The sequence below is a fragment of the Bacillus sp. WC2507 genome, assembly GCF_052656125.1.
Genome location: NZ_JBQXPN010000001.1, coordinates 2,967,115 through 2,984,114 on the forward strand (window position 1 = coordinate 2,967,115; position 17,000 = coordinate 2,984,114).

A 17,000-nucleotide genomic window follows, 5' to 3' on the forward strand; every position below is an offset into this window, starting at 1 on the left:
ATAATAAATAGATATATCGTTTTTGCTGGATGTTAAAATGTTTTAGGAGGAAAGCCATTGAGGTATTTCAATAAAGATTGGTATAAAGAAATGCAAGTATCTGGATTTTTAATTTTCTCAGAAACATTAGAAGAATGGGAAGAGATGTTGCGAGAAAGCGAAAAGGTAGGAATGGATTATAAGCAAAGTTTGAGAGAAGATGTGGAAGAAAAGAAAGAAGATTTATTAAAATTCCTACCTAAGTCACTACATCCATACATTCATGACAATACAATTAATTCAGAATACCCACCGGAAAAATTAAAGAAACTTATGCTTGAGTGGACAGTAGATTATGAGAAAAGAATGAATGATTTAGAAGAAGCGTATATAGATAATTATAATACTATAAAAGAAAAGCTCGCGCAGAATGTCGTTCAACTACATGAATACTCACTACATGATAGTGTAGTCAAATTAGTAGAGAGAAGATCAGAAGATACGCTAATTATAACTTTAGATTGCAGTGGTACTTTCAGTGATTTTGATAAACTTAAAGTAACTTTCACAGGGGTAACGAAATGTTCTATTCCGGAAAATTTTGAAGGTGCTTGGTGGTTATGTCATGAAATAGACCTTGCTGAAGAGGGTTTTGAACTAGGGGTTTTATTTGATTGTCCATTTGAAGAAGTGATGATTTGTGCAAATAATGTATTGCTGGAGATAGGTAACTAGTAAACTTTATTTAGATGCTAAATTATCAATATACATTTATTCGGTGTTGAATGTAATGGGATAAAAAGAGGAACAAAACTGTATAAAGCTGAAAATATAAGAGTTGAAAATATTGTAAAACGGAAGAAGTGTGCATATAATTAAAATAAAGATAAAATTTCTGAATCTTCAATAACGGTGGTGGGAAGATGTTTACTGAAGAGCGTAGAGAGAAAATTTTAGAGTTACTTAAGAAAGATGGAAGGGTAATTGCTAAAGATCTTGCGGAAAGTTTCGATATGTCTATTGATTCTATAAGAAGAGATTTGTCTATTATGGAGAAGGATGGTTTATTAAAAAGAACGCACGGAGGTGCAGTTGAACTCGCGCGAGTGAGAAACTTAGCCGCCGAACCATCGAAACGTTATCGTGATCGTTCAATAGAGAAAGATGCGATTGCGAAAGTTGCTGCATCCTACATACAAGAAGGAGATTCCGTTTTTATTGGCGGGGCATCTATTCATTATGCGATGTTAAAGTATTTACCTGAAACATCATTTACAGTTGTTACAAATTCTATAGAAATTGCCAGTACGTTACGGGAATATAAGAACATTGATACGTACTTAATTGGTGGAAAGGTGAAACCATCAGGAAATATGACAGATACACTTGCCTCAGAATTGATAAGTAGATTCTCAATTGATCTGTATTTTTCTACAGGTGGCGGCATTTCATTGAATGGTATAAGTACTGCAACGCCGGAAGTTGCTTATTTTAGTAAAACAGTAAGTAAGATTGCTAGAAGAAACATTTGTTTAGCTCCTCATACTAAACTTGGAATAGACTGCTTTATAAAAGGAGAGTCACTGATAGAAATTGACCTTATAATAACAGATGGAGACGCTAGTAAAGAAACGATTCAAGAATTTCAGAAACAAGGTAAAGAAATTGTAATAGCATCAATAGACTGCATTTAAAAGGAGTTTGAAATGATTATAAAAAGACAAGAGTTTCATATAAATGGATTAGCTTATACGATTCGTTCTGCGGCTGAAACGGATGCTGAGCAATTATCGAAGATTAGAGTTCAGATCGATGGCGAAACTGAAAATATGGATAGAGAAGCTGGAGAGGGATTTATAGATAAGGTAGGTTTTCAAAAAATAATAAAAGCAGATAGTGAAGAGATGCAGAATCTCTTTTTAGTTGTAGAAGTTCACAACCAAATCGTAGGGTTTTCAAGATGTGAAGGATCCAATTTAAAGAGATTAGCCCATAAAGTGGAGTTTGGCGTTTGTATTTTAAGAGAGTTTTGGGGATATGGAATGGGTAAGAAACTATTGCAACAATCTATTCAGTGGGCTGATGAAAATGAAGTGAAAAAGATATCATTACAAGTGTTAGAGACAAATGAAAAAGCCATTCAACTTTATAAAAAATTAGGATTTGAAGTAGAAGGTATTTTGAAAAATGATAAAAGACTGTCGGATGGGAAGTATTATAATACGGTAGCAATGGGAAGGTGTATTTGAGTCTGTTCATAAAAGAGGTGAAAATATATGTTTTATAGAAGGAAGTACTATATAGTAAAGAATGAATTTATAGAAATATTTAACGAGCATTTTAATAACACGAACTTACCTAATCAGTTAAAGTATGGCTCTAGGCTAATAGGACGCTGGATGAAAGATAATAATGATGGTACAACAGAAATATTCGCCATATGGGAATATGATAGTTATGAACAGTATAAAGAAATTGAATCGAAAATTAGAAGCGACAAGATACATGTTAAAAGAATACATGATTGGTATGAAAAACATGGCGGGAAAGAATATGTTTTACAGGAGTACATAGTAGAGTTGAAAAATGAAGAGTTAGTATGTACTGTAAAGTGATAGAGAGGTGGGGGATAATGGGAATTAAAACAAAATTATATTTTAGTTTAGCGTCTACCATTTTATTTGCAATAACGGTCATAGTTTTCTTTATAAATGATACTCCACAAAAGTGGTTTTGGTTATGTATTTTCTTTGCGTCCATTATACAAAATATAGTTCTACTAAAAAAGAATAAAGAAGTGCATTAAGATATTCAAATTATTAACATATTTGTGTCTTCTTTCTAGTTGTATTGAAAACGCTTTTATTCGGTTTTATAATAAAAGTATGTTTTTACAGATCTCCAAAATAATGAATAGGGAGATGATACAATGCTAGCTTCACCGTTTTACTTACATACATGGAAAAAATTTGTTGATGAAGGAGTCCTTGATTCGAACCGTATAAACGAAAGAATTTCAGAGTCATGGCATCGATGTAAAGTAGCAAATGTGAATCCTCATATGAATAAAGGTCAGAAAATTTTGTCTTCTAATATTTTTCAGGATCAAAAGAAAAAGAGTGAAATCTTCCTTGATATAGCAATACCTCAATTACAAAATATGAGAAAAACCATTGATGAACTGCAAATGATGGCATTATTAATTGATCCAGACGGTTACGTTCTATCATTAAGTGGAAATCAACAAACGTTGAAACGAGCGAAACATATTAATTTCATTGAAGGTGTGAAATGGACGGAAGCAGCTGTTGGTACAAATGCGATAGGAACAGCTTTAGAGATTGAAGAGGCTATTATGATCAGTGGAACAGAGCATTATTCTGTCGCATCTCATAGCTGGAGCTGTGCGGCCGCTCCCATTCATAATGATGATGGGAAATTAATTGGTGTTCTAGATTTCTCCTGTCCAATTGAATTTTCACATCCATATATGCTCGGGATGGTCACTTCGATTGCACATGCGATTGAACGTGAATGTAGTATTCGAGTGCATCAAAATGAACTACATTTAATCCATCGTTTTTTAGATGTAATTGACAGTGATGAACAAGTTGTCATTTGTAATCATCGTGATGTTATCGTTTCTGCGAGCAAGAGGGTTCGGGAACGAGTCTCTAATTGGTCACGAATGCAACTTGAAGATTTAATGCACAATGGGTTGAAACCTAAATTAGAAGTACCAGTATATAGTAATGATAGAATGATTGGGAAATGTATTTATGTAAAGGAAAAAAAACAAGGGAATTTATTTGCTACTTCCCCATTTATAAACGGAATTACTTTCCCTGGAGTTATTGGGACAAGCAAGGCATTTCAACATACTTTAGAAGAAATTAAGCTTGTATCTCCAACTGACGCTAGTGTATATGTATGCGGAGAAACAGGTGTAGGGAAAGAATATGTAGCGAGGGCGATTCATGAAAATAGTCCAAGAAAAAATGGTCCTTTTATAGCTGTTAACTGCGGTTCATTACCAAAAGAATTAATGGAAAGTGAATTGTTCGGTTATGCCGAAGGAGCGTTTACAGGTGCGCGGCGCCAAGGATATAAAGGGAAATTCGAACAAGCAGACGGAGGAACAATATTTTTAGATGAAATTGGTGAAGTACCACCAGAGATGCAAGTGGCATTATTACGTGTTTTACAAGAACGAGCAGTAACCCCAATTGGCAGTTCAAAAGAGGTACCAGTAAATATTCGTATTATTACTGCGACACATAAAGATTTACTGCGATTAGTAGAAGAAGGGAAATTCCGTCAAGATTTATATTATCGTTTACATGTTTATCCCCTATATGTTCCATCGTTAATAGAAAGAAGAGAGGATATTCCGTACTTCATACAACATTTTTGTGTACGAAAGGATTGGAATGTTGTATTTCCAAAAAGTATTTGTAATCAATTTTCTCAGCATACATGGCCCGGAAATATTCGAGAATTATTAAATGTATTAGAACGCATTTACATTTTGTCGCAAGGTCGCGAAATATGCGAAAAACAAATCTCTTTTTTATTACAAACTATGATGGGAAATCAACATCAACTTGCATTGCAAGCAGAAAATAAAACGGAGCATACATTAAATTCCCGTGAAAAAATACAGCGTGATAGCATGATTGAAGCGCTAGAAAAGACAAACGGAAATGTTTCATTAGCTGCCAAACTTTTAGATGTACCTCGAAGTACATTTTATAAACGAATGCAAAAATATAAGCTATAAAGTAGATTTTTGTAATCTACTTTTTATTTGTGGGCTCATGTTCTGTCGGAATGTGCGCTTACCGGGGAAATAATAGAATAGTTAGAAATTAATTTCCGAAAGGGGGACTTTTGTGAAGTATATTGAAATTGGCATCGGAAATAGGTGGTTTGTTCGAACGGAAACTGAAAATAAAGATGGAACTGAATTTGAGGAACGAGGAATTATAAAACCTATTTATTTTGAGTCTTTATATGTACGAATTTGGTTTCGGAAAACGTGTTTTATTTTTGATACGAAAGAAGGGGTTAAGAAAGTAAAAAAAAGTAGAGATGAGTATAAGTTTATTGTTGGAATTGTAAGTAGGTTAAAACAATAGAATTAAATAGGGGGTGTTTTTATGATTAGAATTACCACATTCATACTCGCTATTATTGTAATGGGCTATTCTATTTACAGTTGGAATGATGATTCGAAGCAAAGTATGCTTATTTTGCAATTACTGTTAGGTTTAATGCTTGCTGGAATGGGGATACAAAATGTTAAAAAGGATGAAAAAGAGAATAAGAATATGGGGCTGTTACTTTTACTTACATCGCTATTTTGTATTATTGTATCGTTAATGAAATATTTAAAATGAGCTTTTACTTAACATGTTGAGTAACAGCTTATTTTTTTGAAGTTTTCTCATTAAAAATAGTAGTTGCTGTTTGGCACATCTTTCTATCAATACAAAATCTTTCTGTTATCCAATAAGCAAGTTCAGAAGAGGTAAGACTATGTTCGCTTTTCTTACCTTGGAAATATCGTTTTAAGACATTATCATTAAATGATAGAAATTCATTTACTAGTTCTTCTGACGACATATTTCTTTCTTTTCTATGTAGAAGGTAGCATTAAGAATATTATACAATTAATATCAGAAAATACAGTTATTCGTTAATGGAGTAGGAGAGAATTAAATGTCTATGTCGCTATATTATAAAAAGATCCGAGAGCAATTAGGCCATGAACTAATTTTTATGCCAAGTGTAGCTGCTGTTATAAAAAATGAGCAGGGGGATATTTTGTTTCAATTTCCTGGTGGGGAATACTGGAGTTTGCCAGCTGGAGCAATTGAACCTGGGGAAACTCCAGAAGAAGCAGTAGTTCGGGAAGTTTGGGAAGAAACAGGATTGAAAGTGCAAGTGAAAAAACAAAAAGGGGTATTTGGAGGAGAAGAGTACCGTCATACATATCCGAATGGCGATGAAGTAGAATATATAGTTGTTGTGTTTGAGTGTGAAGTTACTAGTGGCGAGCTAAAACCAATAGATGGTGAATCTTTAAAACTACAATATTTCTCTTTATCTGAAAAGCCGCTTTTAGCGTTACCATACCCAGATAAAATATTTTTATAGATGTAAAATAGCACACCTTATTTATTGAAGGTGTGCTATTTATATAACCCTGTCGTATACATCTCAGTTAACGTATGTACAACCTCTTCTAAGTCAATCTTTTTATCATTTTGCACAATCGTCCAAAGAAACATCTCATTCATCGCGAACCAAGCACGTGCTACAATTTCTTTATGTAATTCAGGATATGCTAACCCATTTTCTTGAGAGTAAGTAATATCCTGCGTAATACTGTTTATAAAGCGTTCCCGAATCTCATCCCATTTTTGACGTATCTCTTTTGATAATCCTATAGCTTCCTGCACAACTTGCAATATAGCTCGTTCTTCTTCTGCTAATTGGAGGAATGCTTTAACTTGTTTTTGAATCATTATACGTGCTTCTTCTTTTGTTTCAGGAGAAAAAGTACGCTCAGCAATATCATAAAATTGATTCATGACATCTTCCATTAAAACAATGAGGAGATCATCTTTGTTTTTAAAGTATACATATGCCGTTCCATAACCGGTTTCTGCGTGTTTAATAATTTGTGTAATTGTCGTTTTTTGAAATCCGTTATGAATAAAAATAGTGTAACCAGAGTGTAATAATTTCTTTTTTGTTTCTAAGGAGCGGTGTTTTCTTGATGAAAGAGTACTGTTTTTCAAAGAATCACCTCTTTATACTGAAATATCTGAAAATATAACTGTATTGTAAAAGAAACTCATATATAAAGTCAACTGACATAATATCATTGACGTTATATCAACTAAGGTGATATATTTCAATTAGTTAGAATAAAAAGAAAATTAAAAGAAGGTGACACCATGTATAAAAAACCATTTCAACCAACTTATAAGTATGCGCTTGAATGTGATAAACATGATGAACTGAAAGATTTTCAAACTGAATTTTATAAAAAAGAAGGAACAATATATTTAGATGGAAACTCATTAGGTCTACTTTCAAAAAGAGCAGAGAAATCGTTACTTACTTTACTAAATTCATGGAAAGAGTATGGCATTGATGGGTGGACAGAAGGAGAACATCCATGGTTTTTCCTTTCAGAAAAATTAGGTGAATTGACCGCACCTCTTATTGGAGCCTTACCGGAAGAAACAATTGTAACCGGTTCCACGACAACGAATATTCATCAAGTAATCGCAACTTTCTATGAGCCGAAAGGAATACGCACAAAAATTCTTGCGGATGAACTAACATTTCCATCAGATATTTATGCGCTTCAAAGTCAAATTCGTTTAAAAGGATTAGATCCAGAAGAGCATCTAGTACGAGTGAAAAGCCGAGATGGTAGAACACTTTCTGAAGATGATATTATTCAGGCGATGGAAGATGATATCGCTTTAATTTTATTACCTTCTGTTTTATATAGAAGTGGTCAAATTCTTGATATGAAACGTTTAACAGCGGAAGCTCATAAACGAGGAATTCATATTGGATTTGATTTATGTCATTCAATCGGTTCTATTCCGCATCAGTTCAAAGAGTGGGATGTTGATTTCGCTGTATGGTGTAATTATAAATATTTAAATGCAGGACCTGGTGGTGTTGGGGGCCTTTATATAAATAATAAACATTTTAATAGACTTCCAGGATTATCTGGATGGTTTAGTTCTAGAAAAGATAAGCAGTTTGATATGGAACATACTTTAACCGCAGCTGATCATGCAGGCGCTTATCAAATTGGTACACCGCATGTATTAAGTATTGCACCTTTAATCGGTTCTCTTGAAATTTTTAAAGATGCTGGTATAGAACGTTTACGTGAAAAATCCCTATATATTACAAGATACATGCTGGCTTTAATTGATCACGAATTAAAAGATTGCGGATTTACAATTGGAAATCCATTAGAGGATGAAAAACGAGGCGGGCATATTTATTTAGAGCATGCGGAAGCAGCGCGTATTTGTAAAGCGTTAAAAGCAAATGGCGTAATTCCGGATTTCCGGGCGCCAAATGGAGTAAGACTTGCGCCAGTTGCATTATATAACACATACGAGGAAGTATGGCATTCTGTTCAAATTTTAAAGAAAATCATGAAAGATGAAGAATATAAGAATTTCGAAAATAAGCGAGAGGTTGTGGCATAAGTATGAAAGCATCAGAGTGGATTGATATTTCACAACCGCTAAATAATGATATTGCCACTTGGCCAGGAGATACACCGTTCTCGTATGAAGTATCATGGTCAAAAGAAGAGAGTGGATCAGTAAATGTCGGAAAGTTAACGATGAGTATTCATACAGGCACCCATATTGATGCACCTTTTCATTTTGATAATCAAGGTAAAAAAGTAATAGATTTAGATGTTCAAGTTTATGTCGGCCCAGCGCGCATCATTGATGTCTCTAATCTTGAAAGCATTGGGAAAAAGGAATTGGAAAACTTTCATTTAGAAGGTGTAGAACGATTGTTGTTACGCACATCTTCACATGGTAAAGCGAATGAATTCCCAGATGTAATTCCACATTTACGTGCTGATATTGCACCGTTCCTTTCTGAAAAAGGAATTCGCTTAATAGGGGTGGATGTACCTTCAGTTGATCCATTAGATGATAAAGAATTAGAAGCGCATCACCAATTGTTTAAACATGGCATACACATTTTAGAAAATGTCGTACTAGATCATGTAGCAGACGGTGATTATGAACTAATCGCATTACCACTTGCCTTAACGGATGCAGATGGAAGCCCAGTTCGAGCAGTAATTAGACCAATATAAGTAGAAATATATAAAAGGGGCGTTTGGCTAATATGAAAGAAAATGAAAAGGTAATTATGGAAAAAGGGATTCATACGGATTTTAAAGAGAATATGACGTACGGGGAGTATTTACAATTAGATAGTTTACTATCTTCTCAAAAGAGATTATCAGACCATCATGATGAAATGCTGTTTATCGTGATTCACCAAGCAAGTGAACTTTGGATGAAGCTTATTTTACATGAGTTAAACGCTGCAATTGAATCTATTAAACAAGATAAATTACAACCAGCTTTTAAAATGTTAGCACGTGTTTCCAAAATTCAATCACAAATTATTCAATCTTGGGATATTCTTGCGACATTAACACCATCAGAATATATTGAGTTTCGTGATTCACTCGGTCAAGCTTCAGGGTTTCAATCGTATCAATATCGTATGATTGAGTATGCACTTGGCTATAAAACACCGCATGCATTAAAAATTTATGAAAAGGATCCAGAATTACACGCTCGACTTCATACAGCGCTACATGCACCAAGTTTATATGATGTGGCAATACAAGCTCTGGTAAAAGAAGGATTCCCTATTCATAAAGATGTGTTAAATCGTGATATTACGCAGCCTTATGAAGAAGATGCAACTGTAGAAGAGGCATGGTTAGAAGTGTATGCCGATGTAAAAAAATATTGGAACTTATATCAGCTTGCTGAAAAATTAATCGATATTGAAGACTGGCTACAACAATGGCGTTTCCGTCATATGAAAACGGTAGAACGCATTATCGGACATAAAATGGGCACAGGTGGCTCTTCTGGTGTATCTTATTTAAAACGAGTACTTGATCAACGATTTTTCCCAGAGCTTTGGAATGTTCGCACGAAATTATAGAAACAAACCTGTCAGTCAAACTGACAGGTTTGTTTTTTATTTGAACTCAATTATGTTTTAATAGAAGCTACAAGATATAATAAATTAAGTGATTTTTTAAACGGAGGTAAAGTTTTGGATTTCAAGCAACTAGAAAATAAATTCGAAAAGAAAAAAGTGAATACATTTCTTGTTTATCAAAAAGGTGAGCTAACAAATGAGTATTATAAAATGATAGAATGTGCAAGTAATTTATATAAAATAAATTCGATTACAAAAAGCATTGTATCTATATTAATAGGTATGGCTATAGATAAGGGATATATAAATGATATACATACACCAATAACAAAATGGATTCTAAATGTACCAAAAGAAAAAAGCAAATTAACAATTTACCATCTATTAACGATGACAACAGGAGAAGACTGGAATGAGTTTGGGAATGGGGTCGTTTTCCCAAATGATTTTGTTGAATCAGAGAATTGGGTGCAGTACATATTAGAAAAGCCAATAATTGAAGAACCCGCTACAAAAATGAATTATAACTCAGGGTCTTCTCATTTGCTTAGCTATATTGTCCAAAAAGCTACTGGAATGCCGACAGAGCAGTTTGCGAAAAGATATTTATTTGATCCATTAGAAATTACAGAATATGAGTGGCAACAAGATCCCCAAGGAATACATGTTGGTGGTTTCGGTATGAAAATGAAATCTAAAGATTTATTAAAGCTCGGAATATTATGTTTACAGAATGGGTATTGGCAGGGGAATGAAATCGTATCATCGAAATGGTTAGAAGAATCAAGTACATCTTTATTTGAAACGTATGAACATGTCGGGGCATATGGATATCACTGGTGGGTATTGAATAACGAAAGATTTCACATACCGTATTATATATACTTTGCTATGGGATACGGCGGGCAATACATCGTTATCATTCCGCAGTTAGAAGTCGTAGCTGTAATAAGTAGTCATATGCCTAAACGTGGGCTCGTTCCATTAAAGTTATTTATTGAGCATGTACAAAGAGAATTATAAGTTTATATAGGGAGAGGAGCGAATATATGAGAGGTGTAAAAACGTTATCTTTATTTAGACTATGCTTAAGTCTTTTAGCATGTAGCGCCCTTATTACGCAGTTTCTAATAAGAGCACAAGTGAAACCGTTTAATCCAGTTAACTTTTTTAGTTTCTTTACGATTGAAAGTAACATTTTAGTTGCATGTATTCTCCTTTTAAGTAGTATTGGAACAGCTACATTTGGTCGATCAGAACAGTTTGGTATACTTCGTGGTGCAGCAACTGTATACATACTTACGACTGGACTCATTTATTTTTTATTATTAAGAGGGTTAGAAGAATCACTTCAAACCGCAATACCATGGGTAAATACGGTGTTACATTATATCATGCCAATCGCAATGCTTTTAGATTGGGTTTTAAATCCACCTAGTAAGAAAATCACCTGGAAACAAGCTACAAGTTGGCTCTTATTCCCGTTTTTTTACGTTTTATATAGCTTAATACGTGGTCCAATCGTGAATTGGTATCCTTATCCGTTTTTAGATCCGAGAATAGGTGGATATGGTAGAGTACTTTTATACAGTATAGGGATAGCAGTTGTAATTGGTGCTATTTGTATATTGGTAAGATTTTTAGGGAATCGAAATTTTAGGAAATAATTTTAGAAATGAAGAACCCCCACTGTTAAAAAATAAACAGTGGGGGTTCTTCATTTTATCTACTCGTCTTCTGAAATGACATCTTTATAAATTTCTCCGTCTTCGTTTCAAATTCTACATCAACAAAAACACCGTATTCTTTTCCATCTTCACGTAGCCACAATTTAAATTTTTCAACTGTTATTTGAATGGTTTTTGGTTTTCTGCCTATATGAAGGTAATCAATAATCTCAGCTTTTGGGTATTGTTCTTTCGTCTTTTCTACAGCAAGTTTACCCCATTTGGCATATGGCGGCTGCGCATGAACAATTGATGGGCCGGTATATATATTTGAACATGTTGTTAGGAACAGAATGACAAGTGCGACACGCTTTAACAATTTCTTCATGATGAACTCCTTTTATCCTTTTTTTATATTATTTACATATTTTTTCAACGATATGAGTTTGGATTTTTTTGTCTTCTTTACATAAAAGCGAGGCTTTTACAAAACATAACCAAGAAATCATTTCCGTAATTAAGGAGGGAAATTTATGCGCCAAAAAGCTATTTTTAAAATAGCAGTTTTACTTACGTTCATAGGACTATCTTTAATTGTCAGTAGTATACAACTAAAGAATGTAGAAGCCTTTTCTAATCAAGTCATTCAAAGAGGAGCATCTGGCGAAGATGTCATTGAATTGCAATCTCGTTTGAAATATAACGGATTTTATACGGGAAAAGTGGATGGTGTTTTCGGATGGGGTACATACTGGGCACTTCGAAATTTCCAAGAGAAATTCGGATTACCTGTTGATGGTTTAGCTGGAGCTAAAACGAAGCAAATGCTCGTGAAGGCAACGAAGTATAACAAGTCAACTGCTAATAAAGGAACGACAACGAATAAAGGAAATAGCGGTGGTACTGCACAAGAAAATAAACCACCTCAAAATAAAGGGACAAATGTTCCAAATGGTTATTCTCAAAATGACATTCAGCTTATGGCAAACGCAGTATATGGAGAGTCTCGTGGTGAGCCGTACTTAGGACAAGTTGCAGTAGCTGCGGTTATTTTAAATCGTGTTACAAGTGCATCATTTCCAAATACCGTTTCGGGTGTAATCTTTGAGCCGAGAGCCTTTACCGCAGTTGCGGATGGACAAATATATTTAACGCCAAATGAAACAGCAAAAAAGGCAGTATTAGATGCAATTAATGGATGGGATCCAACAGGAAACGCATTGTACTACTTCAATCCAGATACTGCAACAAGTAAATGGATTTGGACTCGTCCACAAATTAAAAAGATCGGGAAACATATTTTCTGTAAATAGAGCGGAGGTGGAACTATGTTACGAGGTATTATAATCGTATTATTAACAGTTGGTGTAGTCGGGACAGGATACTGGGGCTATAAAGAGCATCAAGAGAAGAATGCAGTATTAATTCGAGCGGAAAATAGCTATCAACGTGCGTTTCATGATTTAGCATATGAGGTTGATTTATTGCACGACAAAATTGGAACAACGCTTGCAATGAATTCACGCGCATCTTTATCGCCTGCATTAGCAGATGTATGGAGATTAACATCAGAAGCTCGTTCAGATGTAGGACAACTTCCTTTAACATTAATGCCTTTTAATAAAACGGAAGAATTTTTAGCGAATATCGGTGATTTTAGTTACCGTGCAGCCATTCGTGATTTAGAAAAAGAGCCGTTAAATGATCAAGAATACAAAACGTTGGAAACTTTATATTCAAATGCAGGAAATATACAAGATGAACTAAGAAAAGTGCAACATCTTGTTTTGAAAAACAATTTACGCTGGATGGATGTTGAGATGGCCCTCGCATCCAATCGTGACCCTGCAGACAATACAATTATTGACGGACTAAAGACAGTAGAAAAAAATGTAACATCGTATTCATCTACAAACTTCGGACCTACCTTTACAAGTGCACAAAAAAATAAAAAAGGCGGATTTGAAGCAAATGGAAAAGCAATTTCAAAAGATGAAGCGGCGAAAATTGCAAAATCGTTTTTGAATTTAAAAGGAAATGAAAAAGTAGAAGTTGAGAAAAGCGGAAAAGGTGCGAAAGAATCTTTTTATAGTGTGAAAATTAAAGATTCCGCAACGAATAATGAGTTTTATATGGATATTACCGGAAAAGGCGGATATCCAATTTGGGTTATGAATAATCGAGAAATTAAAGAACAGAAAATTAGTTTAAACGATGCAGGAAGTAAAGGTTTGAAATTCTTAAAGGACCATAAATTTAACAATATGGAGCTTTATGATAGTTCACAATATGATAATGTAGGTGTATTTACGTATGTAGTAAATGAGAATGGTGTACGAATTTATCCAGAAGCAATCCAAATGAAAATTGCTTTAGACGACGGTTCTATCGTTGGATTTTCCGCAAAAGAATATTTAGCATCACATCAAAAACGAACAGTTCCATCAGCAAAGTTAACTGCAGCAGAAGCAAGAAAGAAAATCAATCCAGATGTTAAAGTTATGGAAGAACGTAAAGCTGTCGTAGTAAATGATTTGCATAATGAAGTACTTTGCTATGAATTTGTAGGTACTTTAGGGAAAGATACGTATCAAATTTTCATTAATGCAAATAGCGGAGCAGAGGAAAAAGTGAAGAAAATGCAAGCTGTTGAAAAAATTTATGATTAAACTTTAATAGTAAAGTGGTGAGAATAATGAAGATCCTACTATATATGTTGATGCTTTGCTTATTTATAACTGGATGCAGTATTGGAAAAAAGGACAATCCAAACGAAAAGCCAGAGCAAAAAAATGTTTCGATGAAAAATGTTAATTATACGAACAAACCAAATAAGCCAAATGAAAAAGCAGCAGACCATTTAGCATCTTTAGCCGCAAGTGTGCCAGGTGTGAATGATGCAACAGCGGTCGTTGTTGGGAAATATGCTATTGTAGGTATTGATGTAAAAGCGAAACTCGATCGAACTCGTGTGGAGTCCATTAAATACTCTGTTGCAGAAAGTTTAAAAAACGATCCAGATGGTGCTAATGCAGTCGTTGTAGCAGATGTTGATACGTATGAACGACTGAAACAAATTGGAAAGCAAATTAAAAAAGGAAAAACAGGCGAAGGTATACTCGATGAGTTAGCGGCAATTGTTGGCCGAGTAATGCCGCAAGTTCCAAATGACATGATTGAAAATCGAGAAACGAATCCAATTAAAGATAATGATAAACAATTACCAAAAGATGAAGAACAAGAACTAAGAAAAGAACAGAATGATCAATCAAATAATCATTTGAATAAATAAAGTTAACCTTAACCCTGTACTAAATTGTACAGGGTTTTTCAATATAATATTAAATATTCAGTTTATTTTTAAGGGAATATATGGTTTAATTATGAGGGGAGGGACAACTGTTATGATGAAAAAAAGCACATTAATATTATGTAGTTTATGCTTAGGTTTCAGTATGACAGCGTGTGAACAGAAGAAAGAAGTAAAAAAACAAACAGCGACTTCTTCTACTGTGATGGAAAGGCAGCAAAACGAATCTATCAATATAAATCATTTCTCGAATATAAATGAAGGAATGACTTATACAGAAGTGAAAGAATTAATTGGTTTTGAAGGGGATTTAGTCATAGAAGAAGGCGTAGAACATTCTACACAAATTAAACAAATTTTCGCTTGGAAGGGAAGCGATCCAACTTCATTAGTTGAAATTACCTTTTTAGATGGAAAAGTGCATTCTAAAGCGCAGCAAGGTTTAAGTTAATAAGTTAAAAATGGGAGAGTTTAGCATGAACATACATACAGGGGAAATTCAATTAGTTCCGTATAAGGAGAAATATAAAGAAATTATACAAACATTTACTTTACCAAGTGAACAAGTTCAATTTACATCAGACCCAGGAGAATTGCTGGAGAAAGCTAAAAGTGATCGTACAAAAAATGTGATTGTTATTTTGGATTACAATGGGGTACCTGTTGGCCTTTTCGCATTGCAAACAGGAGATAGAGTACAGGAGTTCACAGATAATGAAGACGCTTTACTTTTAACATCGTTTTCTGTAAATCATAATAGACAGAGAAAAGGATATGCTAAAAAGTCATTGGCACTATTGCAAGCGTTTGTAAAATGTTATTTTCCTATAAAAAATGAAGTTGTACTTGCTGTGAATGAAAAAAATATTCCTGCACAAAATTTATATGAAAAGGTTGGATTTCAAGATAAAGGCGTTAGAAGAATGGGGCCAATTGGTCAACAAATTATAATGCATTTACCTATCATGAAATAATGAGAAAAAACTTACTCTTGCATAACAAAGTAGTAAGTTTTTTTATTTAGAACGACAAGAGAATAAATATTAAAAGGCTATATTTAAGAGTAAAGAAATTATAGCTAGTTACATAAAAAATAAAGATACTTGAAAAGCATTCATTTTAGTTAGTTGTACAATTATTAAATAATACTTTTGGGGGTCATAGCTTTATGGAAATAATTCAATTACTAAATAAGGATGACTTATTTAATAAGGCAATAGATGTTTTTTGGAAAGAATGGGGTGAAGAAGGTGGGCGTGCTTTTTATGAAGATTGTATGACTAATGCTTTAACTGATCCAAATGACATACCGAGTTTTTACATTGCAAAAGTAGATGATAAGATTATCGGAACGTATGCATTAATTCGCAACGATTTAAATAGTCGTCAGGATTTGAGCCCGTGGCTAGCATGTTTGTTTGTAGATGAAAAATTTAGGGGCCACTCTATAGGAGCAAATTTGTTGAATCATGGACTGCTAGAAGCAGCAAAAAGAGGGTACAAATTTCTTTATCTTACTTCAGATCTTGAAGGCTATTACGAAAAATATGAATGGGAAAAAATTGGAGTTGCTTATGGGCCTAGTGGAGGGTGCATACCTTTATTTAAAAAGTCAACATCTCTATAACGAAAGCACTATTTGTTCAACAAACAGGTGCTTTCGTTGAACAAAATTAAATAACTTTATTATCACTTTACATCATTTATGAAACACATTTGAATAAGGAGAAATGATATGACGATTTATATTGCACTACTAAGAGGAATTAATGTAGGCGGGCATAAGGTAATCAAAATGGCTGATTTAAAACGAGTGTTTGAATCAATGGGGTTAAAACAAGTAAAAACATATATTCAAAGCGGTAATATCGTGTTCGAATCTGAAGAAGATATTAATTTTCTAAAGGAACGAATACAATCTGAAATTAAAAACGTTTTTAGTTTTGATGTTCCAGTCATGTTAAGAACAAATGAGGAATTTATAAATGTTATAAAAAGATGTCCCTATGGAGCCGATTCATTGCTAGAAGGGGAAAGTATACAGGTTGCCTTCTTAGCAAATGAACTTTCTGAAGCAGAAAAAGATCAGCTACTTATACAAAAAAATGAGACAGAAGATTGTTATATACATGAAAAAGTTGTGTATTTATTTTTCAAAAATAGCATTCGGAATTCTAAATTAATGAATCAGTTCCAGAAGTTACATACACCAGCTACGATAAGGAATTGGCGGACTGTGAATAAATTAAAAGCGATAGTAGAGGGGATGTAAATATAAAATGATTAGA

At 33.9% G+C, this 17,000-nt stretch carries 22 protein-coding genes; 20 read left to right on the forward strand and 2 right to left on the reverse strand.

Annotation, left to right across the window (positions count from 1 at the left end):
• Positions 1-57: 57 nt before the first annotated feature.
• From ACUN28_RS15905 to ACUN28_RS15940, 8 genes are all read left to right on the forward strand, one after another.
• Positions 58-714 carry a DUF4085 family protein gene (locus ACUN28_RS15905; protein WP_016087586.1) on the forward strand — a complete coding sequence of 219 codons (657 nt, stop codon included), beginning with the start codon at positions 58-60 and terminating at the stop codon, positions 712-714.
• A 188-nt stretch (positions 715-902) separates the two neighbouring features.
• A complete protein-coding gene (locus ACUN28_RS15910) occupies positions 903-1,673 on the forward strand; it encodes a DeoR/GlpR family DNA-binding transcription regulator (RefSeq protein ID WP_016087587.1) in 771 nt (256 codons plus the stop codon).
• A gap of 12 nt (positions 1,674-1,685) precedes the next feature.
• A complete protein-coding gene (locus ACUN28_RS15915) occupies positions 1,686-2,228 on the forward strand; it encodes a GNAT family N-acetyltransferase (protein WP_016087588.1) in 543 nt (180 codons plus the stop codon).
• Positions 2,229-2,255: 27 nt separating this feature from the next.
• Positions 2,256-2,594 (forward strand): NIPSNAP family protein, encoded by a 339-nt coding sequence (locus ACUN28_RS15920; protein ID WP_016087589.1) that lies wholly within the window; start codon positions 2,256-2,258, stop codon positions 2,592-2,594.
• A gap of 314 nt (positions 2,595-2,908) precedes the next feature.
• A complete protein-coding gene (locus tag ACUN28_RS15925) occupies positions 2,909-4,759 on the forward strand; it encodes a sigma-54-dependent Fis family transcriptional regulator (protein WP_016136711.1) in 1,851 nt (616 codons plus the stop codon).
• A 112-nt stretch (positions 4,760-4,871) separates the two neighbouring features.
• Positions 4,872-5,117 (forward strand): DUF3977 family protein, encoded by a 246-nt coding sequence (locus ACUN28_RS15930; RefSeq protein ID WP_016087593.1) that lies wholly within the window; start codon positions 4,872-4,874, stop codon positions 5,115-5,117.
• A gap of 21 nt (positions 5,118-5,138) precedes the next feature.
• A complete protein-coding gene (locus tag ACUN28_RS15935; RefSeq protein ID WP_016087594.1) occupies positions 5,139-5,378 on the forward strand; it encodes a DUF3953 domain-containing protein in 240 nt (79 codons plus the stop codon).
• Positions 5,379-5,700: 322 nt separating this feature from the next.
• Positions 5,701-6,138 (forward strand): NUDIX hydrolase, encoded by a 438-nt coding sequence (locus ACUN28_RS15940; protein WP_016087595.1) that lies wholly within the window; start codon positions 5,701-5,703, stop codon positions 6,136-6,138.
• A gap of 35 nt (positions 6,139-6,173) precedes the next feature.
• Here the strand turns inward: ACUN28_RS15940 and ACUN28_RS15945 are convergent, their stop codons facing one another.
• A complete protein-coding gene (locus ACUN28_RS15945) occupies positions 6,174-6,785 on the reverse strand; it encodes a TetR/AcrR family transcriptional regulator (protein WP_016087596.1) in 612 nt (203 codons plus the stop codon).
• A gap of 159 nt (positions 6,786-6,944) precedes the next feature.
• Between ACUN28_RS15945 and kynU the strand changes: the two genes are divergently transcribed.
• From kynU to ACUN28_RS15970, 5 genes are all read left to right on the forward strand, one after another.
• The gene (kynU, locus tag ACUN28_RS15950) at positions 6,945-8,231 is read left to right on the forward strand and encodes a kynureninase (protein ID WP_016087597.1); all 1,287 of its coding nucleotides are present in this window, start codon (positions 6,945-6,947) and stop codon (positions 8,229-8,231) included.
• Between the two features lie 2 nt (positions 8,232-8,233).
• Complete coding sequence (gene kynB / locus ACUN28_RS15955; protein ID WP_016087598.1) at positions 8,234-8,863, forward strand: arylformamidase; 630 nt, start codon at positions 8,234-8,236, stop codon at positions 8,861-8,863.
• Positions 8,864-8,895: 32 nt separating this feature from the next.
• Complete coding sequence (gene kynA, locus ACUN28_RS15960; RefSeq protein WP_016087599.1) at positions 8,896-9,735, forward strand: tryptophan 2,3-dioxygenase; 840 nt, start codon at positions 8,896-8,898, stop codon at positions 9,733-9,735.
• 114 nt (positions 9,736-9,849) lie between these two features.
• A complete protein-coding gene (locus ACUN28_RS15965) occupies positions 9,850-10,758 on the forward strand; it encodes a serine hydrolase domain-containing protein (protein ID WP_016087600.1) in 909 nt (302 codons plus the stop codon).
• 26 nt (positions 10,759-10,784) lie between these two features.
• Positions 10,785-11,402, forward strand: a complete 618-nt coding sequence (locus ACUN28_RS15970; protein WP_016087601.1) for a Pr6Pr family membrane protein — start codon at positions 10,785-10,787, stop codon at positions 11,400-11,402.
• Between the two features lie 55 nt (positions 11,403-11,457).
• Here the strand turns inward: ACUN28_RS15970 and ACUN28_RS15975 are convergent, their stop codons facing one another.
• Positions 11,458-11,790, reverse strand: coding sequence for a DUF3889 domain-containing protein (locus tag ACUN28_RS15975; protein ID WP_016087602.1), 333 nt, complete (start codon positions 11,788-11,790; stop codon positions 11,458-11,460).
• Positions 11,791-11,935: 145 nt separating this feature from the next.
• On the opposite strand from ACUN28_RS15975, the gene sleB reads away from it, so the two are divergent.
• The 7 genes from sleB to ACUN28_RS16010 all read left to right on the forward strand — a co-directional run bounded on the left by sleB (position 11,936) and on the right by ACUN28_RS16010 (position 16,984).
• Positions 11,936-12,715 (forward strand): spore cortex-lytic enzyme, encoded by a 780-nt coding sequence (sleB, locus tag ACUN28_RS15980; protein WP_016087603.1) that lies wholly within the window; start codon positions 11,936-11,938, stop codon positions 12,713-12,715.
• Positions 12,716-12,730: 15 nt separating this feature from the next.
• Complete coding sequence (gene ypeB, locus ACUN28_RS15985) at positions 12,731-14,071, forward strand: germination protein YpeB (protein WP_016087604.1); 1,341 nt, start codon at positions 12,731-12,733, stop codon at positions 14,069-14,071.
• Between the two features lie 26 nt (positions 14,072-14,097).
• On the forward strand, positions 14,098-14,694 hold the full coding sequence (locus tag ACUN28_RS15990; RefSeq protein WP_016087605.1) for a YhcN/YlaJ family sporulation lipoprotein: 597 nt from the start codon (positions 14,098-14,100) through the stop codon (positions 14,692-14,694).
• 112 nt (positions 14,695-14,806) lie between these two features.
• Positions 14,807-15,163: a hypothetical protein gene (locus tag ACUN28_RS15995; protein ID WP_016087606.1), complete on the forward strand. Its 357-nt coding sequence runs from the start codon at positions 14,807-14,809 to the stop codon at positions 15,161-15,163.
• Positions 15,164-15,188: 25 nt separating this feature from the next.
• Positions 15,189-15,686, forward strand: a complete 498-nt coding sequence (locus ACUN28_RS16000; protein WP_016087607.1) for a GNAT family N-acetyltransferase — start codon at positions 15,189-15,191, stop codon at positions 15,684-15,686.
• A 194-nt stretch (positions 15,687-15,880) separates the two neighbouring features.
• Positions 15,881-16,339 carry a GNAT family N-acetyltransferase gene (locus ACUN28_RS16005; protein WP_016087608.1) on the forward strand — a complete coding sequence of 153 codons (459 nt, stop codon included), beginning with the start codon at positions 15,881-15,883 and terminating at the stop codon, positions 16,337-16,339.
• Between the two features lie 108 nt (positions 16,340-16,447).
• Positions 16,448-16,984 (forward strand): DUF1697 domain-containing protein, encoded by a 537-nt coding sequence (locus ACUN28_RS16010; protein WP_016087609.1) that lies wholly within the window; start codon positions 16,448-16,450, stop codon positions 16,982-16,984.
• Positions 16,985-17,000 lie beyond the last annotated feature (16 nt).